Raw genomic sequence first — 19,662 nt, forward strand, 5'->3', positions numbered from 1 at the left:
TGGCGCCCTGATGAGGAGCGTCTAGATGAAGTTGAGACTCTGCGTCCCTTCCGCAACAATTGTCTGTTTTCTCCTGTTGACCACTACTCTTTGTGCTCAAGATTCCCGTCCTGACAGTGCTCAGACTCAGACGAAAACTGTCAGCGGCCAGAAGGTGAAGAAGCCCGTGAAACCCAATGACCGTCCGTTCCGTCTCTACAATCCGTCGACGATGCCAAAGCCGGTGGCCACCTACTCTCATGTGGCGGAGATCACCGGCGGGAAGCTGGTGTATATCGCCGGGCAGGTTGGCAACGACATGTCAGGGAACCTGGTGAGCACGACGGATTTCCGCGCCCAGGTGGAGCAGGTGTTCAAGAACCTGAAGGCCGCCGTGGAAGCCGCCGGCGGCGACATGAGCAGCATGGTGAAGATGAATTATTACGTGGTGGAGGCGGTGGACGCGAAGGAGATGCCGGCGATGCGGGAGATTCGCGACAAGTACATCAACGTGGAAAACCCTCCGGCGAGCACGTTCGTGGTGGTGAAGAGGCTGGCACGACCAGAGATCCTGGTGGAAATTGAGGCGGTGGCGGTAGTTAAGTAAGTCATCAATGCGCCGAAAATGGCGCGCGACTGTCGGAATACGATGAGAAATTGAACAACCGCGACGGTGGCGGAAGCTGACGTGTCGCTATTCCTTTGACACGGGATAGTTCGAGGGATTTACTGCAAAGAGAGAGTCTCCCCGAGCATGCGCATCCTTACAGTTGACGACAACGAAGCCCATGTTTATGCGCTGACGCGCATACTGGAGCACAACGGTTTCGAAGTGTTTTCGGCTCACAACGCCAAGGACGCTTTGGAGATTGCGCGTCGGGAGCATCCCACGGTAGCGCTGCTGGATATCTTCCTGCCCGACAAGAACGGGTTTGAGCTTTGCGCGAGTTTACGATCCGATCCGCAGACGAAAGACATTGCGGTGATTTTCCACTCGGCAACGGCGAACACCGCATCCGCACGGGATGAAGCGGACCTGGCGGGAGCTTCGGCGTTCCTTACCTACCCGATCGACCCGGATGACCTGCTGATCGTAGTAAGAGGCGCAGTGGAACGCGCACGCGAGCGGCGCAGGACGCGAAAGAATCTCCCCAACTAAGAGCTGGCGATAACCGGGAAGTGGATTCCCCAAAATCCCGTGGCCTCGTCGACGAACTCCACACCATAGGTGTGAGTTCCGGCGGCCGCGCTGACGTAGCTGACGACGCGCGCCTGCGCTTCCGCGCGCTGGGCGTTGCGGAGGCTGAGGACGGCACCGACGGCAACCTGGTAGGACATGGAGACGGTGGCACCGAAATAGTTGAGTCCAGTGGCTTTTGCCGTGGCGTTGAATTTCTGGCCGAGTCGATCGGTACCGGAGATACCGACTTTGAGCATCATGCCGATACGGGGCGTGCGGCGTTTGGTCGTGGTGGCGGTACGGCCAAAGAGGGAGTTTGAGGTCGCCATATGCGGCACATCATCGAAGATGCCGGGACGAACGGCAAATTACCCACGGCCATGTTACCGATTGGGAAAGGTAACCAGAGGGCGACTGCGAATAGGAGAATGAAGCAAAACAGTGATTCGGCAGGGGTTGTGCAGATCTTCCCTGCCGAACATGATGTTCCCCTTAGTGAACGGCCTTTTCCCAATCCTTCAGGAATTGCGCCAGGCCCTTGTCGGTCAATGGATGATTGAAGAGCGCGTCGAGGACCTTGAAGGGCAGCGTGCCGACGTCGGCTCCGGCTTTGGCGGCTTCGACGACGTGCATGGGATGACGCAGCGAGGCGGCAAGAATCTGAGTCTCGAAACCGTAGTTGTCGTAGATCTGGCGGATGTCGCGAATGAGTTGCATGCCGTCCCAGGAGATGTCGTCGATGCGTCCGACGAAGGGGCTGACGTAGGTGGCGCCGGCCTTGGCAACGATGAGTGCCTGCGAGGCGGAGAAGCAAAGGGTCATGTTGACCTTAATGCCTTCGGACGCCAACTGCTTGCAGGCCTTCACGCCCTCCTTGGTGGTGGGTAGCTTGATAACACCGTACTCGCTCCACTTGGCGTACTCACGGGCTTCCTTGAGCATCGCGTCTTTCGTGGTGGCGGTGACTTCAATGCTCACCGGGCCTTTCACGATGTTGCAGATCTCGATGATGGATTCCTTGAAGGGCTTGCCTGCCTTGGCAACGAGCGACGGATTGGTGGTGACACCGTCGAGGATGCCCATGGCTTCGGCTTCGCGAATTTCGCTGATTTCTGCTGTGTCTACGAAGAATTTCATTACGTACTCCCGATAGAGTTACTCGTCTGCTACTGAGTTGCGAAGGGTCCCGATACCTTCTACTTCGACTTCGACGCTGTCGCCGGCGAGGAGAGGACTGACGCCTGCGGGCGTTCCGGTGGCAATCACGTCACCGGGAAGAAGAGTCATAGTGTTCGCTATATATCGGATGATCTGATCGAGCGGGAAGATGAAGTCTTTCGTGGAACCATGCTGGCGAACTTCGCCATTCACCCGGCACTCGACGGTGACTCCGGCCCAGGGATCGAGCTCGTCGGTGATGACAGGGCCGACGGGACAGAACGTGTCGAAGCCCTTGGCGCGGGTCCACTGGTCGTCCTGCTTCTGGAGATCGCGGGCGGTGACGTCGTTTACGCAAGTGTATCCGTTGATATAGGGGCGGACGTCTTCGTCATCTCGGAGCTTATAGCAGCGCTTGCCGATGACGACGCCGAGTTCGGCCTCGTGGTCCACACGCTGAGAGATGGCGGGTCGACGGATGACTTCGCCTGGTCCGATAACGGACGAAGGAGGTTTGCTGAAAATGAGCAGCTTGGTGGGAACTTCGTTGCCGAGTTCCTTCGCGTGATCACGGTAGTTGCGTCCGACGCAGATGATCTTCGACGGCAGCACGGGCGCGAGAAGACGGGCGCTCTCGAGCGAAACGGGATCGATGCGCTCGGTGTGAGAGTCTTCGTCGGGAAGGGCGGATTCGCCCGGAAGAAAGATGCGGGTGATGGAGTCGCGTCCGGCGAGGGATTCCACGAGTCCATATTGAGAAGAACCGTTGTGTATGAATAGACAGTAGCGCATGAGTGGATGCCGCGAATCACGCAGTGTAATGCACGCGGGGGCGCGCAGCAATGGCGAGTGAGCGCGAGCGGCATGGTACTCTGATGGGCTTCGATGAAACTGTGGACTTCTATTGCGGTGCTGGCGGTGATGTGGATGGCGGGGTGTGCTTCGCCGGGCGCGCCACAACCGCCATCGCTGCGAATTCCGGCTCCGGTGAGTGACCTGGCGGCAACGAGAAAAGGCGAGAACGTGCTGCTGACGTGGACACCCGCAACGCAGACAAGCGATGGGGAGAATATCCGGCAGGCGGGAAAGACGCTGGTGTGCCGCTCGTTGACGCAAGCGGCGATGGTGCAATGCGGAACCCCGGTGGCGACGCAGGATACGCAGGTCGAGCACTACACGAAGGAAGCGATGGTGTCGCGGCAGGATGCGACGGACACGCTTCCGGAATCGGCAATGACGCAGAACCCGACGGGCTTTGCGACGTATGCGCTGGAGGATCAGAATCCGCGGGGGCAGTCGGCTGGACTTTCGAACCAGGTACGCGTGCCGTTGGCACCAACGTTGCCAGCACCGGCAGGCGTGGAAGCGAAGGTGGTGAGCGAGGGCGTGCAACTGGGTTGGACGGATCCTAACGCTATTCCGCGGAATGCGGCGCTGAGTTTCCTGTACCGGGTGTTCCGTCGATCGGAAGAGGGGAACAAGCCGGAAGTGATCGTGGGAGAGGTGGCCATCGAAAATGCCCACCCGGAACTTCTCGATCGGAACATTGAGTGGGGACAGAAGTATCTGTACCGGATTGCGCCGATCACGCGGGTGGAGCAGACGAGGGGAGAGGCCATCGAAGTGGAGGGCGACGATTCGCCCATCGTGATGGTGGAAGCTGTCGACAGGTTTGCGCCGGAAGCGCCGAGTGGGTTGCAGGCGGTGTTCTCAGGTCCCGGGCAGAAGCCGTTTGTCGATCTGACGTGGGCTCCAAACCTCGAGGCGGACCTGGCGGGATATAACGTGTATCGGCGGGAAGGCGGTGCGCAGGCGGTGAAGATTAACGCCGAAGTGGTGCCGACGCCGTCGTTCCGTGATGCGAATGTGCAACCCGGGCGCGAATACTTCTACTCAGTGGCGGCGGTGGATGCCCGCGGGAATGAGAGCGCCAAGTCCGAAGAGACGAGTGAAAAGGTTCCGCAATAAAAAGGACAGGCAGCGCGAAGCCGCCTGTCCCGAATAACTACTTCCGTGAGCTAGTTTCCCTGATCATGAACCACAACAACGTCCGCAGAAGCGGTGGACGTGTTGCCAGCCTGATCGACCAGCGTTGCCATGACGTGATAGAGACGACCGTCGAGGTCTTCTCCAAGACGCCGGGCTTCGAGTTCGAGGATCTCCGCCCAGCTTGCGGACGCGCCATTCAGCGAACGCGAAGGAATCGCGAGCGGAGCGCCATATTCATCGGTGACCGTGTAGGTGATCTGGGCAAGGCCGGAAGTGGCGTCGGCGCCGGTGGCGGAGAACGTCACCGGAACCGGTTTGCCGTTCGGAGGCCAGATCACGCCGGGTGCAGCCGAGAAGGTGAGCGTGGGAGCGGTCTTGTCGATCAGAACGGTGAAGTCTCTCGTCTGCTCGACGTTGCCCGCACGATCCACCGCAGCGTACTGCACGGTGTTGGTCCCGTCGGTGCTGATGGTGAAGGGACCGGAGTAGGTTTGCCAGCCACCACCGTTGATGGAGTACTGGATTTTCTCGACGCCAGTGCAATCGTCGGTGGCACCCATGGTGACGGTGACGTCACCGGTGTACCAGCCGTTGTTGCCGTTGGGAGCCGCAGGCGCCAAGTCGACGGTAGTAACTGGAGCCGAGGCTTCCGCATGCATGTCGGCAACGGAAACGGCGCCGGCGACTACGCTCGTTTTGCAAGCCCACAGCGCTTCTTCGCCAAGTTGGGCCTTGGCGATGTACTGACCAGGCTCGAGATCGACGCCGCCATAGAAGCCGCCGCCATCGGTGGCAGTGGTCTTCTGCCCTGCCGCGTCGACGCGTTGGATGGTGACATCCGCGGTGTCGAGCGGAGTGGTGTCAGCGCGCTTGGCGAAGCCCATCAGGTGGCCCTTCGTCGGAGCGGTCTTCCAGGGAAGATTGGGCATGGTCGGCCAGTCGGCGAAGATGCCGAACGGATACAGGCCCTTATCTTCATACGGGGTTGATGCGTCCGCAGAGAGACCGGTTCTCAAGCCGGCCGCGAAGTCCACGAATGAACGCAAGGGCGTGTTCTGCCCGGGCGGAATCGAGAACGGGTTCGCGGTAACGGCAACGTTGGTCGTGGCCATGGAGTAGAGGTTCACGCCGATGACGCTGTTGCCGGCCGCAGATGGCTCAAGCGAACGGCGAATCTGGCGCAGTGAGCCTTCCACGGCATTCAGGTAAACCGCCACACCGATCATCGCCGAGCGATTGTACTGGTGGTTCTTGGTCCACTCATTCCAGGTGTTGAACATGGGCACGTTGGAAGCAGTGTGCTCGCGCTTGTAGTTCATGGGGATGGCGATGTCGAGGATGCCCTCCTCCGTCCATGAACGCCAATCCTGATACACGCGCCAGTAGGCTTCCGCAGAGGCCCAACCGCTTTCGGTCGTCGGACCGCCGCCATAAACGATCAAGGAGGCAGAGACCTTGATGTTCGGACGAATGGCGATGGCGTTGAGATACACCCGACGCACGATGTTCGTGACCTGATCGCGACGCCATTGCATCCAGGCGGGGTCTCCCGTTGCGGGCGGAGGCGATCCGGCGGCGATACCGTAGTGCTTCTGGAAGCGCTCAATGCTCGTCGGGTTATAGCCGATGTTCGTGCCATTGGCCGGAGTCTGGCCGGAGGCACTGAAATCGGGATAACGAATACGATCGAGGTGCAATCCATCGATAGCGTAGTTCGCTACAAGATGGTTCATCACGTCGACGGTGTACGCGGCGGCATCAGGATGACCGAAGTCGAGCCAGAAGTCGTTTCCGAACCGATGCCCGTTGAACGGAATGGACGAGAGCAGGCTGCGAGTGAGCCAGTTATTCGGTCCGGGGACGATTGTCTTGCTCACGGAGTCGTATCCGCCGTGCTTATTGAAGACGTGATTGGGGCTGAGGGGAGGGCCGAGCGTAGCGGTCGGTGCAAACGTTGGGTTTTTATGCCAGATTGCCGCCATGATTACGAATGCATGAACTTCGATACCGCGACTATGAGCGACGCTGATCAAATCAGCGAGTGGATCGAACCCGGCTTCGATGGGGACGAAATCGGGCGATGGTTCGAGTGAGTTCAAGTACCAGGAATCGCCGCGACGGCGTACCTGCACGAAGAGTGCGTTAGCGTTCGAAGCGACCGCGTTATCCACAACGGCGAGAACATCGTTGTGATTGTTCAGTGTCGAGTTGAAGGTATCCACCCAGTAGCCGCGGACTTCCGTGCGTGCCTGAGCGCTGAGGACTGTGGTGGCCGAAGCGACAAGGAGAATGAGCAGAACTACCCTTGTGACTGTTTTCAAGTCTTGCATCTCCTAAACCTCCTGCTGGAGGGAGAAACGGAGTAAGGGTTAGTCGTATGGGGGAAATAGGTGCAGCAAAGCGCCGGAAAGATACCACGAGAGAAGCCGGATTGCAGTGATTTTCTATCGCATGCGGCTAAAATCTGATGGTAATAACCTGCAGGTTACGATCAGCCAGCATGGGAGGCCGCGAGGGTATCTTCGCCGAAGAAACGGGCACGGGAGTTTGGGTACAGCGGTATATCAAGCCCGCCGAAGAGATGGTCGGGAACACGGGTCCGATCCTGCGCGATGAGCGGCAAGGCACGGGCACGGCGCTGGGCCGCTTCCGGACCAAGCCGTTGGAACAAGTCGTAGAACCAACCGGTGACAGTGCGCAGACGGAGGTAATACTCGTCGTGACGGCGCGCATAGCGTTGCGCGGCATTCGTCCAGAGATCGTTCGCGAGCAACTCTTCGGACAGAACCCTGGCGTCGCGGAAGGAAAGCGCGAGCCCCTGGCCCCAGGAAGGATCGTTGGAAGCCGCGGCATCGCCGACTAGCGCGACTCCGTCTTTGTAGGGATAGTCAACCCAAACATCGGCACATTCGAAGGAAGCTAACGGGCCTTCGGGTTTGGCGTCTCCGAAGGGAATCGCGCCGCCCGATGCGGCCATGAATTCATTTTTGAAGCGCGGGAAGTCCTGAGCACCCTGGAGACGTGGACATGTCTGCGGGTGGAATCCGAAGTAGGCGCGTGCGGTGTTTCCCGGCTGCATGAAGAAGGCGCACATCGAACCGGTGCGGAGATCGTTTGCGAGGTGGGCGCTGGACGGATCGATGTCGCGGGACACGTTGGTGAGCCAAACGCCGCAGAGGAACAGTGGGATGTTTCCGCGGCGCACGGTGAATCCGAGTTCAGTGCGAAGACCGGCATTCCGTCCGGCACAAACCGCAACGAGGCGGGCGGTGACTTCGGCGGATTTGCCTTCTTGCTGGACCCTGACGGTGGGAGTCTGTCCGGGACGGATTTGCGTTGCGGTGGCGCCTCGACGAACTTCGGCTCCGGCATCGGCGGCAACCTGTAATAAGGTCTCCTGCGCACGCGGGTGATAAAACGCCCAGATACCCGAACAACTCGGCGTGGTGTTCACCAGGTCGCGACGGCCCCCAGGTTGCCCGTTGATTATCTGGTTGAAGTAGCGAAGCTCCTGGCCGGACTTCATCAGGTACTGAGAGATGCCGAGAGTGCGCGCTTCCGCTACCCCCCATGGCTGAAGGGCTTCGCCGCGGATACGGTCGCGGAATTCGGTTTCACGTTCTAGGACGAGGACTTTGTGTCCGGCAGCAGCAACGCGGCGAGCGAGCGAGGATCCGGCGATCCCTCCGCCAATAACAATGAGATCGTAGTTGGGCTGCATGGCTCACCCCCACAGTGAGCTTGATAAACGCGATTATAGCGCTGATTTAGAGCTCGATCCGGGGATCTGTGGGGCTGACGGCTTTCTGTCGGAGTGGAGAGCGGAATTACGCTGGAGTGGAGCGGAATTAGGCTGGAGTGAAAACCGGCCCGGCCCGACCCCGTAGCTATCGCTCAAATCAGCTCCTCAGGAACCGCCTGAGCGGCCTGTGGGGGCTCCCCAAGCCTGCCCACCATTACCTCCACCGCCCGCATTGTAAGCCCCGCCAAATCGTCCTCGCCGATCATAGGTTGGCCGTCCACGATAGAGACGCCCTGAAACGTTGAACCCACCACTGGACCGGCAGCCAATTCCGAGCCGTTTTGGTCGACTTCATAGGGCTGAACCTTTACCGTAGCGTCAGTGACATCGACGCCAGCCGTTCGCCTCGTCAGTAGGTCAACAGATACCCTTCTCACGCGCACATATCTGGCGACTCCGTTGACCTCGACCTGGGCTGCGTTCTTGCCGTCTCCGAGAATTACAGTTTCCACTCTAGCTCACCTCGATCCAGATTTCATGAATGTACACATAGCCACGATTGAACAGGTTTGGGGGAACGTCGGTGTAGACCTGCACCCGAATGTTCTGGGTCAATTGAGAAGTGAGCAAAGGAATGTCCGCTATGCCAGATAAGCTCCCATTGGTTGGGAAGCCAGGAACGTAACTCCACGACGACCCTCCGTTCACCGAGTACCTGATCGCAACAAAACAACTGGTCTTTCCAACCGCGACGTACTTTATCTTCAAATGAATCGCACTGGGCGAGACAACGGCATGCGCGGGGACTCCAGACCATACGCAATTACAGTCGAACCCGTCCGGGCTGCTGAATTCAGAAGCCACGATCGCGTAGCTCTCGTTGTTCTCGTCGAAGGCTTTCGTCGGATCAACGGCCGACACGTCTCCACTGTCGCTATAGGTACTAGGCCGCAGTGTCTGCCCAGTCGGAGACGCAAACGGAATCTTTACCTCACCTATTACGAAGCGGCCCTTCGCATTTCTGAGAATCGATTCGTCCTGCGTTAACTGAGGTGTGATGTCGCCGCCGAGCCAGAATGGATCATCAAAATAGGCTGTGTACTTCTGGCCCTGCGTGATGCCGCCGCCGGTGATCTCATATGGCGCGGACAGGCAGGGAATGTCGCTGCCGCCAACTCGGTTCGTGAACGGATTCACGATGACCTTGCCCGCCGTTCCGCTCAGCGCGACGCCGCTCAGTGGATTCGTCGTCGGACCGGAGTTTGTGTGCACGGCCGTCATGGCTTTGAACTCCGTTCCATCGTTGTCGAAGGTGCTCACACCAGGAAGGCCAGTGCCCTGGGCGGCAGGCGTCATCACCTGTTCTTCATCGGATGTGTCCGGGAATGCATCTGGGAGATACTCATGAAGCTCCAGTTCGACGGTGCTGCTGTCGTTGGATTCCTCGCTCGCCTTCGTTACTTTCAGCGTCTCCTTCATGATCTCGTAGTCATCCGCGCACTCGTAACTCGCGGTCGTCTCGAGAGCAACCGTGTCGCCGGGCAGTTGGGCAGCGAGCGCGCGGTCCGCGCTATCGATGCCGTATAGATCACAGACCAACCTGCCCTCGACGGGAGCCTTGTAAGGCGTCTGATCGAGGCCGAGGTTTTTCGTCATCATGTACTTGAGCACCCGATGCACCTGGTCGCGCGTGCTCACACCGAAGTCGTACACCGCGTCTTCCTGCCGAGCCTGCAGCGGGATGCCGACGCCCCGAACACCGATGTGGAGTTGATGAGCCTTGTGGTCGAGAATCACGGACCGCTCCGAGAATCGCGACTCTGGCGTCGACAGCGCTCCGCCCGCACCCACCTCATTCGCCAGACCCACCTGGGCATACGTAAGATGCGTGCTGTCGGGAACGGTTACCACGCGAAATTGCCCGTTGAACGATGCTGGCGCAACGCCCACGACTTCCACCGCTGATTCCTCGACAAATCCATGTGGAGTCGACGTCGCTACAGTGATCGTGTAGGACGTCCGCGAGATCGACGTGATGTTCGCCACTGCCATCGGGTTCAGGTCGCGGAACTTCCCGATGTACCTATTCTTCGCGCCTTCGATGTTCTTCTCGTGAAACTGCGTCGACACCGCCCGGATGTGCGCCCCAGTTAGAGCAAACGTCGTGGCCCTCGGCTTGTCGATCCGGTACTGCACCTTGCCGTTTGCTTCAACCTTGTAGCCTCGGCAGGTCATCAGGATCTCGTCTTCCATCTCTTTCAGGCTCTTCGTCTCAGTCCATGCCTTTGAGCAGATGAAGCGCGGTTTACCGTTTGCGAGAACCTCATTGCAGTACGCAACCGAATCGGCGAAGGCCGGCCAGTCGATCCGGGACTTCACCGCGGCCGTGGGCTCCTCGCCTGGAAGACCTTCGCGCATCAGCTGTAGGCGGAAGCGGAGATCGGCCGCCTGCTCGATTGGATTCAGTGACCATGCATATGCAGTCTGCGCACCACCGGCGTCGAACTTGCGGATCTTCAGCGCACGGTAATCGCCGAGCCATTCCAGGTCCGGATACGCCGCTCTTGGATCGGGCGCGGCATGGAGTCCAATGTAGGCGACACGCGGGAACGTGACGCGCTGCACGTTTGCTGGCAGGTAGCTGAAGAATGTGTCGACATTGTTGTCACCGCCCGTCGAGATCTCACCGAGGCCCGTGCCGAGTGCGGGCAGAACGCCGGGGTGAAAATGCACGATGTTCGTGAGGCTCTGCAGAATGCGCCGATACAGCCAGAAGCGCTCGATGCCATCCCACTCCCCGCCTCCTAAAATGATGATCGCAACTTTCGATTTGTCGGGGAGCTCCGCCAGCAGCCTGACATTCCCAACCGCCCTCACATAGCCGTACGCGATCGGATAGGGAATGCTGAAGCCGGTCTGCAGCGTCTGCATCGTCGCCTTACCGGCAAAGTTCGGCTCAGGATGTTCCCATGGACCGGACCAGGTCGGGCCAACACCGTCTTCGTATTTCGGAACCGCCATCCTATTTACCCAGCGTCGATGTGAACGCCGACTCCGGCGTCGGAAAAGGAATACCGTTAAAATGTTCGACCGCCGCGCGAGTGTTGCACGCATTCATGGTTCGCGGACAATCAGCTAAGCCCGAGGCAGATCCGCAGAACGGACCTTTGTATCGGACGCCACACTGCTCGCTCGTCACTTCCCATGGCCCAAAGTACTGGGCAGGGTCAGAGATCTCGACGAGGCGAAAAATCATCTCTTCCACACCAACTACCGGTTCCTTAATGACCGCGTGAAATTCACGAATCGATGCTTTCGCGAAAGAGTCCCAGATCCGGAGGACCGCCAGCGCGTGATAGAACTCGCGGGCACGGAACTCCTGGCTCAGGTAGCGCCGGACGGTGTTGCCGCTCAGGTTCTCGATCGTAACGTCGCCAGCGTCGCTGGCGTTGTCTCTCGTGATCCCGAACGGACCGGCTGCCTTAATTTTCGGCGCGTATTGCGGCGTGGCGGGAGCACCAATCACGGCAGGATATGCGCCTACTCGATCGCTCCAGTAATAAGTCGTTCCATCTGCGACCTGGACATCGAGGAGGATGGTGGGAGCGAGCCCCTGCCGGCGCTTCAGTGAATTGATCTGCGCCGCTGAATAGGTGATGGGCATCAGCGGATCACCTCCAGGGCGTCGGCATAGATGAAGTAACCGGCCGAGGCTGGGTTCTTGATGCCGTTTTGAAACATGTAGATAGTGTGCTCACCCAGCGGAACATCTACCTTTACGAACCGTGGAGAGCTTGGCGAATCCGCGGCAGCGTAGAGATCAAGAGTGGCGAGGAAATACGGAGCGGTGATTCCGTCGAGGTAAATATCGCACGTTCCACCATTGACTTCGCGCATCGACCAGAAGCGAAATCCATATCCGAAATAGGTCCACGCGGCGAAGCCGCCCGTCCCGGTCTGTGCAGGGTTGTTATGGTAGTAGCTCGATCCCCCGTGCTGCGATACAAACGAGTATGACGACCAGTCCCCAACTTTGTGGACCAGGTCATTCCCGAATCCGTCGCGCTCCTCGATAAAGCACCCTAGCCGCAGCCATTCCGCCGCATTCGTTGCGAGCGAATTTTCTCCAGGGTATTGATACAGAGGCACGCCCTGGATCTCTTCGAAGACGCCCTCGATCGTCACCTTATCGTTGCCGTTCGGGGTGAACGTGAGCGGCTCAGGGAATTGGCCCGAGTAGTAGCGGTTGCGATCGATATCGTAGTAGGTGAAGAAATCGCCCCGATATTGCCGGTCCCACTGCTCAAGCTGGTCGGCGATGGCGCGTGGACGATCGTTCCATGACAAAGCAAATTGCCTGCCACCGCCTTCGATCATGCGGGTGACGGGTTTACCGCTCTTCGGCCGAAACCGCGCGAACATAGATGTGTCGCGGATCTTGTATCCCCAGTCTGGATTAAGCTCGCTCGCCGCCGTCGGATTCAGAATATTCTGCTCGCTCATCTACCCTCCCGTCGGTCGCGTCCGATCGCTGAGCGGATCTCCTGTGAACCGCCATTGCGCAACCAATAACTGATCGTCGCGGCATCGAGCGTGTTAAACACGAAGGAGTCGCCTCCGAATGATCCTGCCGGTCGACGCCCCTCGTTCAGGCTATCGAGAAGCGAGCCGTACTTCTGCGACGCCTCGCGATTCATCATGCGCTCACCTTCGTGGCCGATCATAAGAACGCGTCCACCGGTCAGTCGCCAGCCGGCGATGCGGCTTCCAGCAAGTTCTCCGCCCGTCGCAAACATCGGAGGTCCGAAGAACAACGACGCGCGGCGGTCGCGTTCCGTCTGAGTTTCACGAATGAGGGATGAGATGCGATTGATCTCCGGCTCCAGCGTGCGACGGAATACGTCTTTCCCTTCTCCTTTAAGCTTGCTCAGTTCCGACCATGAATTCGTGCGCACCGCGTCCAGCTGCTGGAGCGCCGAGCCGGAGTCGATCTGGTAGGTGTTGTAGGCTTCGAGCAGCTTCTGCAACTCGGACTTCTGTTCCGTCGCGAACCGCTCCGCCTGGCGGCGACGTTTCGAACCTCCGAAGATGCCGCCGAACAGTCCACTGAACAGTCCAACGATGCCGCCGATGACCGCTCCGATCGGCCCGCCCGCCAGCAAGCCCACCAGAGCGCCGCTGCCCGCACCGCTGAGCGATCCCGCCGCCTTACCATGCTGCATGCCCACTCCGAATCCCACGAGGCCGCCAGCAGCAGGTCCGAGGTAAGGAGCGAAGGGGGCCACCGCCATCATCGCCGCCGTACTTGAACCGTAGAGCGCAGCGAGGCCGCCAATGCCCAGCATGGCTCCCAGCATAGCGGGCGTACCACCGACTTTCCCCGCAAGAGCAGCGCCGCCCGTCACCAGCATGCCCATGAGTTGGGCGCTGCGCGATACCGGCACTCCAGATTTTCCTCCGGGAAGAGTCGTGCGTAGGATATCGCCGATGCCACCGCCGGACTGGGAGCCTGAGGTCCTTGGAAGTGCATCGCCGAAGCCGCCGCCCGATGATGCAAACGAAAACATTGGTCCACCGAAGTAACCGCCGCCACCGGAGGTGCTCGATCCGCTGCTGAAAACGCCTGTCCCGGGAATCCCCGCCGTTGAACCGATCCCGCCGCCGCCAACTCCATTCGTCGAGCCAATACTCGTTCCGATCGGCGTGACTCCCGGCACGCGTGAACCGGCACTTCCGCCTCCTCCGAGCACCGATCCTCTCCCAAAGATGATCGACCCTATCGCGCCCGTTATGGTGCCGAGCCAACCGCCTCCTCCTCCGCCAGAGCCAGATGTCGCGCTGCGCATCTTGTTCATCGAAAGAATCCACTCCGCAACGATCTGGAAGAACAGCCTCTTGATGTTCGACAGGATTCGCTTCCCGATGTTCCCGCTGGTGATGTCGTCGAACACGTCTTCCATATCGCGGCCGAGGCGCTCAACCATTCGCCGGTGTTCTTCAGCGACGCGGGCATTCACACTCTCCTGCATCGTTTGCCGCAGGCGTCCCAGTTCTTCTTCCTGAATTCCGATCGATTTCAACCCCGCGATCGTCACGTCGACACGATGCATCTCCTCAATGATCATTGCGCCCACAGCATCGCCCGCGAGCCGACGCCGGTCCGCCTGCAACTGAACGTTCGCGTCGAGTTCGCTCTCGAGTAGAACCTGCCGGCGTTCGCCTGCTTGCTCCTCCGCTTTCAACTGCGCATTCAGTTCCTGGTCTACCCGCTTCGAGATCTCGTTGCTGCCCTCGGCAACGACCTCGGCCGATTGCGCGGCCATCGCGCGCGCCTTCTCTTGTATTTGCTCCATGAGCTGAATGCGCTTCGCGGCGTAGAGTTGATGGGTTTGGTATTCACGCTCAGCAACCAGGACGGCATCCTGCAAGCCCTGTGCGCGCAGCTTCGCAATCTCGTCTTGCTCCTGCTGCTGTAAAAGGACCAGGCCGGTCTTCCCAACCTGGTTGATCTGCGCGTTCATTTCGGCGCGAGACTGGTTGCGCGCGGTCTCATTTGAATAGTCAGGCAGAGGAAACGCTCCAGCCGCGTACGCCTTGCGACGCTTCGCCTCTTCTTCCGCATCCTCGCGTGCGTGTTTCAAAGCTTCGTTGCGGAGGTCGGTTTCGTTCGTAATCTCCTTCTCCACCCGAAGCCGTTGGTATAAGGCCACGGTGGTGCGCTGGATGAGATCCATTTGATCCATCATGCCGCCGACACGCGCGCGCTCGTTTTCGTCGATCTTCTCTTTCTCAATATTCAGCGCGTTGATCCGGGCGTTCTGCTCGATCGCCGATGGAAGACCAAGCTCGACGAATGCCTTCACATTCGCCTGCCGGTTCAACCGATCCATTTCCCGCATCTTCTCGTTGTATCCACCCAGTTCCTGGGCCAGGGCCTTGATGCGGTCCGTCTGCGTCAGGACGAGTAGTCCGAAAGCGATCAACGGTCCCGCCGAGAAGGCGGTCTCCACGATCGGCCCCAGGGTAGATGTTTGCCGCGCGAGCCCTCCTATCGTGCGGCCAAGTCGCTCACCTTCAGCATTCGCGGTGCGCTGCGAACGCGCCATATCCGTGAACACGACATTGCCCTGGGTGCCTACCTTTTTGATCTGCCCTTCGATGTTGTTCGCACTGCGCACGGCATCGCGTTCATCGCCGATCAGTTCAATCGTTACTGAGGCCGCCATATTTACTCCGCTCCTCTGAACTTCTTCCTGCATCGCCGGCACTGCGGCACGTTTGAATACATCTGCAACGCACCGCAATAAGGGCACTCCGGGTGATCGCTCAGAAACTTGTTCTTTGCCTGCCGAATCGCGAGCACGCCATTAATCTCGCTCGGTGTCACGTCGCTGAGTCCGAACTGAATCACCGTCATTTTGCGATCGAGATCAAAGAGGTACCGCGCCCGTACGTAGTAGCCTGGAGACAGCGTGCGGCGCTCTTTCAGCGATCGCAGGACGGCTTCGCGGTTCGCCGCCTGTTCCGCGCTCTTGCGGGTGCGGTCGTCATCGGGCGCGTGCAACTCCTCCTCCAGAAGCTCACGCGCTGCGATCGACAAACCCTCGTAATCCTTGGCAACTTCAATCATCGGAGCTACACTCTCCGCATTCGGATTCGCATCCAACGGTGCGGTTCTACTTTGAGGCGCTGTCGTGGGCAAAACACAGCGCCTCATTCATCTAGTCGATCTCCGGCTCTGCAAACAGCTGCCGAACCGCCACAACCTTATGAAACGCGTCCATCTCCTGGGCGATGATCGCGCGGCCTTCGAGCTTCGAGCCGTTGGACACGTAGCCATCCACGCTCTGGATCAGTTCGTCATAAAGTTGCACGAGCACAGCCTGACGAGACGGATAGATCGTCGTCCCCGTATTCCGGTTCCCAACGACGCGCGTCTCACTGAGCGCGCGGTTGTACTTCTGCTCGTCAGCGCCCGAGGGTGGCGCGAAGCGATGCTTCAATCCCGTGATCTTTTGCATCTTTCCTGGACCGCTCGCAGTCCATGACGAGGCCAGCGAGATCTCGATCGACATCGGATCCACGGGGCTGCCGTCTCCGCCCTCGTATATCGTCGCGTCCTGCAGCCAGCCCGCGACAAGCTTCACATGGCCTGGCGGAAGCGCCTTCTGCCACTCGCCTTCCAGCTTGAAGCTTTGTGCGTATCCATCGACTCCGGTGACATTGCTGCGAACCAAGTCGCTGGCGGCGGTTGCGACGTCGATCGTATTCTTCACGCCGCCCTGATCGCGCTCGGATGTGATGTGCATGGCGGCAAAGAATTTCAGCCACGCCTCATCCGTGATCCGCTTGAACAGGTAGCTGTAAACGAACTTTCCAACTCGGAAGGAGATCTCGCGCGGTGTGGCGAGATCCAGAAATACATTCTGTTGTTGCTGCTTTTCAGTGTCGCTCATGGCGCTCCTTTGATTTGTTTTCCCGGTCCTGTTGCTCGCAATTCGCAGGAAGGAGAGGAGCCTGCCTCCAGGGAAAGGCCAGGACCGGGAAACTTCGTTTTCCTGTTACCGAGGCCGTTGCAGTGTTGGCCTCTGCCGCGAAGCGCTGCGGCTTTTGCGATCGCGAAGCTGCGATCGTATTTCTTTGAGGACGGGACCGGTTTTGGACGCCGGTCCCTTTTGCGGTCAGGCACCCTTTTTTCCATACGGGCGACCGCTGCCAGGAACTTTATGCTCCGACCAGATACGTCGCTTGGTTGTTCAGCACCGAAACCTGCACAACTTCGCTCGCGCCGAGCTTCATCATGGCCTGCTCGTCGGTCTCGATCTGCCAAACCTGATCCATGCCGTCGACCCCGATCTGCGCCGCCGAAAGATAGATGTTGGGGTACTTGATGTTCAACTGCGCAGCAGCGCCGGAGTTCGTGTTGATCTGAACCTCCTGGAGCGTGTCGTTTAACAACAGCGTGCGGATGTTGTCGACGTTCTTCGCGGAGATCGTCGCCGAGAACCGCGTCCGAAATTCCTGCAGTCGCATGAATGAGGCGAACTTTCCGCCGCCCGGAGCGCGATGTGGAACCACGCCGATGGCGAAGGTCACCGACCAGTTTCGGATCTGCTCTTTGATCGAGACCGCCGCCCCCGAAGGTCCGATCAGAAAATCTGTATCGTTGCCCATGAGCAGTGTGCCGACTGCGGACGCAACCGGAGCCGCCATCGCGCCATCGGTATGGCGGCCGCTGCCCACCATCGACGCTCGGAACTGCAGCGGGCCGCGATCGCTGCCGGAGATCTCCAGCTCGGCGATCGCGAGATCCTGCATCTTGTACTTCAGGTCCGCCGTGTCCTCGAAGTAGATCGTGGTCACTGGCGCCTGGTTGGACGAAACCAGTGGCTTGAACGCGTGCGTTTTCACGCCCGCGCCGGTCGTCGTCACATCCATGAATGCGAAGGCGCACAGCCAGCCGGCCAGAACCTCGTCAAGGTCGCCGCCCATCTGGAAGTCAGTGAATCGCCCGATCTCCTGGCGCACGGTTGCCCACTGATGCCCCTTATTCCCGCGCTGCAGGTTGCTGTACCACTCTTTCTTGATGTTTGCGAAAGAGCCCGGATCGATGATCGGCGGCCGAAGAGTCATGGCGGCATCGGCGAGTGCGGTACCGAACGCATTCTGTTTGTTGGTGCTCAGCGTGATGTTACGTGCTTCTACTGTCTGCTGCTCGAAAGGCATGTGCTCCTCCTGGCCTTATTCCTCGACCAACTCGAACAAAGGCTGGCCATCGACATTGCGGTCCGAGAGAACTACTTCCCAATCGAACGCGCGCGTGATCTCTCGGTTCACCTCGCCGCGCCGGAATTCATACTGCCGGATTCCGCTCACCACGAGCACGGATCCGTTTTCGCCGGCGAGCTCCTCGCCAAATGCGGTCAACTTCACTGCCACGAAATCAGGTTTCTCGCTCGCCATATGCTTCCTCTCTACACCGGATACAAACGCACCGGATATGTCAGCTCCACGTAATGGACGAGCGCGCCTGCGAACATGCCGCTCGTCTGGTAGCGTCTGCTCATCGGGCCGGATTCCAGGCACGCGCCACCCAGTTTGCGATCGCCTTTATTGAACGCCTGGCGAAGCGCCTCGACATCGTTGCGGAACTCTCGTCCGGAATTCTTCTCGGCATTGAGCGATCGCCATCCGCGAATCACGAGCTGGTGACGATCGTCGACAACCGTCACGCCCCGGTCCGTACTCTGCGTCGTTTCGACCAGCACCGTCCAGCCATTGATCCGTTGCTTCAACTCTTCAACGAACTCCTTCTGGAACTGGTCGGGATCCGTGGTGCTCTTCTCTTCGTCGTACACAAGGACGCCGACTCCGGGGAGAGCCTTCATCCGTTCAACGATTGCGTTAATGGCGTCTTCCAATGACATCTATGCCAACCCTGCTGTCATGATCGCCTCGGCGATCTCTCGCTCGATCACATCCGGACCGAGATTCACTAGTTTCTCCGTGGCTTTCTGAAACATGAACGCGCCCTTGGTGCCTCGCTTGGCGATCTTTTGTGCCACGGCGAATGCGATCGATCGTGCCGCCTGTTCATCTCCCACGCCGAACTTCTGCTTCACCCACAGCATCAATGGCGTGATCGGAGGAAAGTGAGGCCGCGTGCCTGTCTCGACCGGCAGTACATACTTCTCGCCCGGAGGCGTTGCGTGGATCGTGGCAATCAGGTTTCGCCCGCCCGCAAAGTCCACCGTGATTCCATTTGCCAGGTATCCGAACGCAGTCGGCGTGTTTTCCTGGACGTAGCCAACACCGGTCCACGCGAGCTTCTCGATGCCATTCGCAAGCCCCTGGTGCATGGCTGCGCGGATGTCGGCCGAGGCTTGCTCCGCTCCCGTGATTCGGACCTGTAACTTCATCTGCGCCTCTGGTGAGTGAGCCGGTCACCGCCGAAGCTCAGGCCTGTTTCCATTTCGCCTACGGCAACGGCCGCCGATTGACCTGCGCCTTCGGAGGATCCGCCTGCCTGGATTCCGAGCGCCTTGTAATAGCGCTGCCATGCAGCCTTCGCGAGCGCCAGGTATTCCTGGCTCTTCGACCGCCAATTCACGACGTCGGCCGAGATTTGCGGATCGACGGTCCCGCCGTACTTGGTTGCGAGTACTTCAAGCGCGATCGCAGCTGCGCAGTCGCACACCGCCTCGAAGTCCACGTCGGCGATCGTCGAGCCATCGTCTTTGTGTGGCGCGGTGAAGGTGCTCCAGATCTTTTCGCCATCGGCCGGCGCGGCCGACATGAACCGCAGCTTCAGTCCGGTTGGCGTGCGGTAAAGACCGTAATCTGCGTCGTCGATGTAAGTCGCCGGAATATTGCCGATCGGATACTCAACCTTCGACACCAGCGAGAAGCCGTCGACAAACTCTCCAGGCAGCGCGATGTCATTGGTGCCGTTGCCGAGGATCTCGACGACCTTCACATGTGGGCGGTCCTTCGAGAAGACCTGGACGATCGCCTTCGCAATGATCGCGCGGCGGTCCTCGTCCGGGAGCTTTCCGGACGGATCCTGGATCAACGTGCTTAGCCGCTTCTGGAAGTCGTCGATCGTCTTTGCCAC

At 59.3% G+C, this 19,662-nt stretch carries 20 protein-coding genes; 3 read left to right on the top strand and 17 right to left on the bottom strand.

Annotation, left to right across the window (positions count from 1 at the left end; genetic code table 11):
- Positions 1-25 precede the first annotated feature (25 nt).
- Together VN577_19905 and VN577_19910 are read left to right on the top strand one after the other, a co-directional pair.
- Entirely contained in the window at positions 26-586 is a 561-nt protein-coding gene (locus VN577_19905; protein ID HWR17104.1) for a RidA family protein, read from the top strand.
- A gap of 147 nt (positions 587-733) precedes the next feature.
- A complete protein-coding gene (locus VN577_19910) occupies positions 734-1,138 on the top strand; it encodes a response regulator (protein ID HWR17105.1) in 405 nt (134 codons plus the stop codon).
- On the opposite strand, the gene VN577_19915 is transcribed toward VN577_19910, so the two are convergent.
- From VN577_19915 to VN577_19925, 3 genes are all read right to left on the bottom strand, one after another.
- Positions 1,135-1,488, bottom strand: a complete 354-nt coding sequence (locus VN577_19915; protein ID HWR17106.1) for a hypothetical protein — start codon at positions 1,486-1,488, stop codon at positions 1,135-1,137. The genes VN577_19910 and VN577_19915 overlap by 4 nt on opposite strands.
- A gap of 163 nt (positions 1,489-1,651) precedes the next feature.
- A complete protein-coding gene (gene fsa, locus VN577_19920; protein ID HWR17107.1) occupies positions 1,652-2,296 on the bottom strand; it encodes a fructose-6-phosphate aldolase in 645 nt (214 codons plus the stop codon).
- Between the two features lie 18 nt (positions 2,297-2,314).
- Positions 2,315-3,109, bottom strand: a complete 795-nt coding sequence (locus tag VN577_19925; protein ID HWR17108.1) for a fumarylacetoacetate hydrolase family protein — start codon at positions 3,107-3,109, stop codon at positions 2,315-2,317.
- A gap of 93 nt (positions 3,110-3,202) precedes the next feature.
- On the opposite strand from VN577_19925, the gene VN577_19930 reads away from it, so the two are divergent.
- Positions 3,203-4,285 (top strand): hypothetical protein, encoded by a 1,083-nt coding sequence (locus VN577_19930; GenBank protein ID HWR17109.1) that lies wholly within the window; start codon positions 3,203-3,205, stop codon positions 4,283-4,285.
- Between the two features lie 50 nt (positions 4,286-4,335).
- On the opposite strand, the gene VN577_19935 is transcribed toward VN577_19930, so the two are convergent.
- The 14 genes from VN577_19935 to VN577_20000 all read right to left on the bottom strand — a co-directional run bounded on the left by VN577_19935 (position 4,336) and on the right by VN577_20000 (position 19,662).
- Positions 4,336-6,636, bottom strand: a complete 2,301-nt coding sequence (locus VN577_19935) for a family 10 glycosylhydrolase (protein HWR17110.1) — start codon at positions 6,634-6,636, stop codon at positions 4,336-4,338.
- Positions 6,637-6,797: 161 nt separating this feature from the next.
- On the bottom strand, positions 6,798-8,027 hold the full coding sequence (locus tag VN577_19940) for an NAD(P)/FAD-dependent oxidoreductase (GenBank protein ID HWR17111.1): 1,230 nt from the start codon (positions 8,025-8,027) through the stop codon (positions 6,798-6,800).
- Between the two features lie 173 nt (positions 8,028-8,200).
- Entirely contained in the window at positions 8,201-8,560 is a 360-nt protein-coding gene (locus VN577_19945) for a hypothetical protein (protein ID HWR17112.1), read from the bottom strand.
- A 1-nt stretch (position 8,561) separates the two neighbouring features.
- Positions 8,562-11,069: a hypothetical protein gene (locus tag VN577_19950; GenBank protein ID HWR17113.1), complete on the bottom strand. Its 2,508-nt coding sequence runs from the start codon at positions 11,067-11,069 to the stop codon at positions 8,562-8,564.
- 1 nt (position 11,070) lies between these two features.
- On the bottom strand, positions 11,071-11,712 hold the full coding sequence (locus tag VN577_19955) for a hypothetical protein (protein HWR17114.1): 642 nt from the start codon (positions 11,710-11,712) through the stop codon (positions 11,071-11,073).
- A complete protein-coding gene (locus tag VN577_19960) occupies positions 11,712-12,551 on the bottom strand; it encodes a hypothetical protein (GenBank protein ID HWR17115.1) in 840 nt (279 codons plus the stop codon). The genes VN577_19955 and VN577_19960 overlap by 1 nt, the downstream gene beginning before the upstream one ends.
- The gene (locus tag VN577_19965) at positions 12,548-15,274 is read right to left on the bottom strand and encodes a hypothetical protein (protein ID HWR17116.1); all 2,727 of its coding nucleotides are present in this window, start codon (positions 15,272-15,274) and stop codon (positions 12,548-12,550) included. Before VN577_19965 ends, VN577_19960 begins: the two co-directional genes overlap by 4 nt.
- A 2-nt stretch (positions 15,275-15,276) precedes the next feature.
- Positions 15,277-15,678: a hypothetical protein gene (locus VN577_19970; GenBank protein HWR17117.1), complete on the bottom strand. Its 402-nt coding sequence runs from the start codon at positions 15,676-15,678 to the stop codon at positions 15,277-15,279.
- 91 nt (positions 15,679-15,769) lie between these two features.
- Complete coding sequence (locus VN577_19975; protein HWR17118.1) at positions 15,770-16,504, bottom strand: hypothetical protein; 735 nt, start codon at positions 16,502-16,504, stop codon at positions 15,770-15,772.
- 268 nt (positions 16,505-16,772) lie between these two features.
- Positions 16,773-17,774, bottom strand: coding sequence for a hypothetical protein (locus VN577_19980; GenBank protein ID HWR17119.1), 1,002 nt, complete (start codon positions 17,772-17,774; stop codon positions 16,773-16,775).
- Between the two features lie 15 nt (positions 17,775-17,789).
- A complete protein-coding gene (locus VN577_19985) occupies positions 17,790-18,011 on the bottom strand; it encodes a hypothetical protein (GenBank protein ID HWR17120.1) in 222 nt (73 codons plus the stop codon).
- Between the two features lie 11 nt (positions 18,012-18,022).
- Entirely contained in the window at positions 18,023-18,475 is a 453-nt protein-coding gene (locus tag VN577_19990) for a hypothetical protein (GenBank protein HWR17121.1), read from the bottom strand.
- Complete coding sequence (locus VN577_19995) at positions 18,476-18,967, bottom strand: hypothetical protein (protein HWR17122.1); 492 nt, start codon at positions 18,965-18,967, stop codon at positions 18,476-18,478.
- The gene (locus tag VN577_20000; protein ID HWR17123.1) at positions 18,964-19,662 is read right to left on the bottom strand and encodes a hypothetical protein; all 699 of its coding nucleotides are present in this window, start codon (positions 19,660-19,662) and stop codon (positions 18,964-18,966) included. The genes VN577_19995 and VN577_20000 overlap by 4 nt, the downstream gene beginning before the upstream one ends.

It is taken from the genome of Terriglobales bacterium, assembly GCA_035561515.1.
Classification (GTDB): Bacteria; Acidobacteriota; Terriglobia; order Terriglobales; family Acidobacteriaceae; genus DATMXP01.

Bases quoted from the DNA above. Each gene is read 5' to 3' on its own strand.
- VN577_19935 (HWR17110.1), bottom strand. From the start codon at position 6,636: ATGCAAGACTTGAAAACAGTCACAAGGGTAGTTCTGCTCATTCTCCTT.
- VN577_19925 (HWR17108.1), bottom strand. From the start codon at position 3,109: ATGCGCTACTGTCTATTCATACACAACGGTTCTTCTCAATATGGACTC.
- VN577_19980 (HWR17119.1), bottom strand. From the start codon at position 17,774: ATGCCTTTCGAGCAGCAGACAGTAGAAGCACGTAACATCACGCTGAGC.
- VN577_19960 (HWR17115.1), bottom strand. From the start codon at position 12,551: ATGAGCGAGCAGAATATTCTGAATCCGACGGCGGCGAGCGAGCTTAAT.
- VN577_19905 (HWR17104.1), top strand. From the start codon at position 26: ATGAAGTTGAGACTCTGCGTCCCTTCCGCAACAATTGTCTGTTTTCTC.
- VN577_19990 (HWR17121.1), bottom strand. From the start codon at position 18,475: ATGTCATTGGAAGACGCCATTAACGCAATCGTTGAACGGATGAAGGCT.
- VN577_19995 (HWR17122.1), bottom strand. From the start codon at position 18,967: ATGAAGTTACAGGTCCGAATCACGGGAGCGGAGCAAGCCTCGGCCGAC.
- VN577_19955 (HWR17114.1), bottom strand. From the start codon at position 11,712: ATGCCCATCACCTATTCAGCGGCGCAGATCAATTCACTGAAGCGCCGG.
- VN577_19930 (HWR17109.1), top strand. From the start codon at position 3,203: ATGAAACTGTGGACTTCTATTGCGGTGCTGGCGGTGATGTGGATGGCG.
- VN577_19985 (HWR17120.1), bottom strand. From the start codon at position 18,011: ATGGCGAGCGAGAAACCTGATTTCGTGGCAGTGAAGTTGACCGCATTT.
- fsa (HWR17107.1), bottom strand. From the start codon at position 2,296: ATGAAATTCTTCGTAGACACAGCAGAAATCAGCGAAATTCGCGAAGCC.
- VN577_19975 (HWR17118.1), bottom strand. From the start codon at position 16,504: ATGAGCGACACTGAAAAGCAGCAACAACAGAATGTATTTCTGGATCTC.
- VN577_19910 (HWR17105.1), top strand. From the start codon at position 734: ATGCGCATCCTTACAGTTGACGACAACGAAGCCCATGTTTATGCGCTG.
- VN577_19965 (HWR17116.1), bottom strand. From the start codon at position 15,274: ATGGCGGCCTCAGTAACGATTGAACTGATCGGCGATGAACGCGATGCC.
- VN577_19970 (HWR17117.1), bottom strand. From the start codon at position 15,678: ATGATTGAAGTTGCCAAGGATTACGAGGGTTTGTCGATCGCAGCGCGT.
- VN577_19940 (HWR17111.1), bottom strand. From the start codon at position 8,027: ATGCAGCCCAACTACGATCTCATTGTTATTGGCGGAGGGATCGCCGGA.
- VN577_19915 (HWR17106.1), bottom strand. From the start codon at position 1,488: ATGGCGACCTCAAACTCCCTCTTTGGCCGTACCGCCACCACGACCAAA.
- VN577_19950 (HWR17113.1), bottom strand. From the start codon at position 11,069: ATGGCGGTTCCGAAATACGAAGACGGTGTTGGCCCGACCTGGTCCGGT.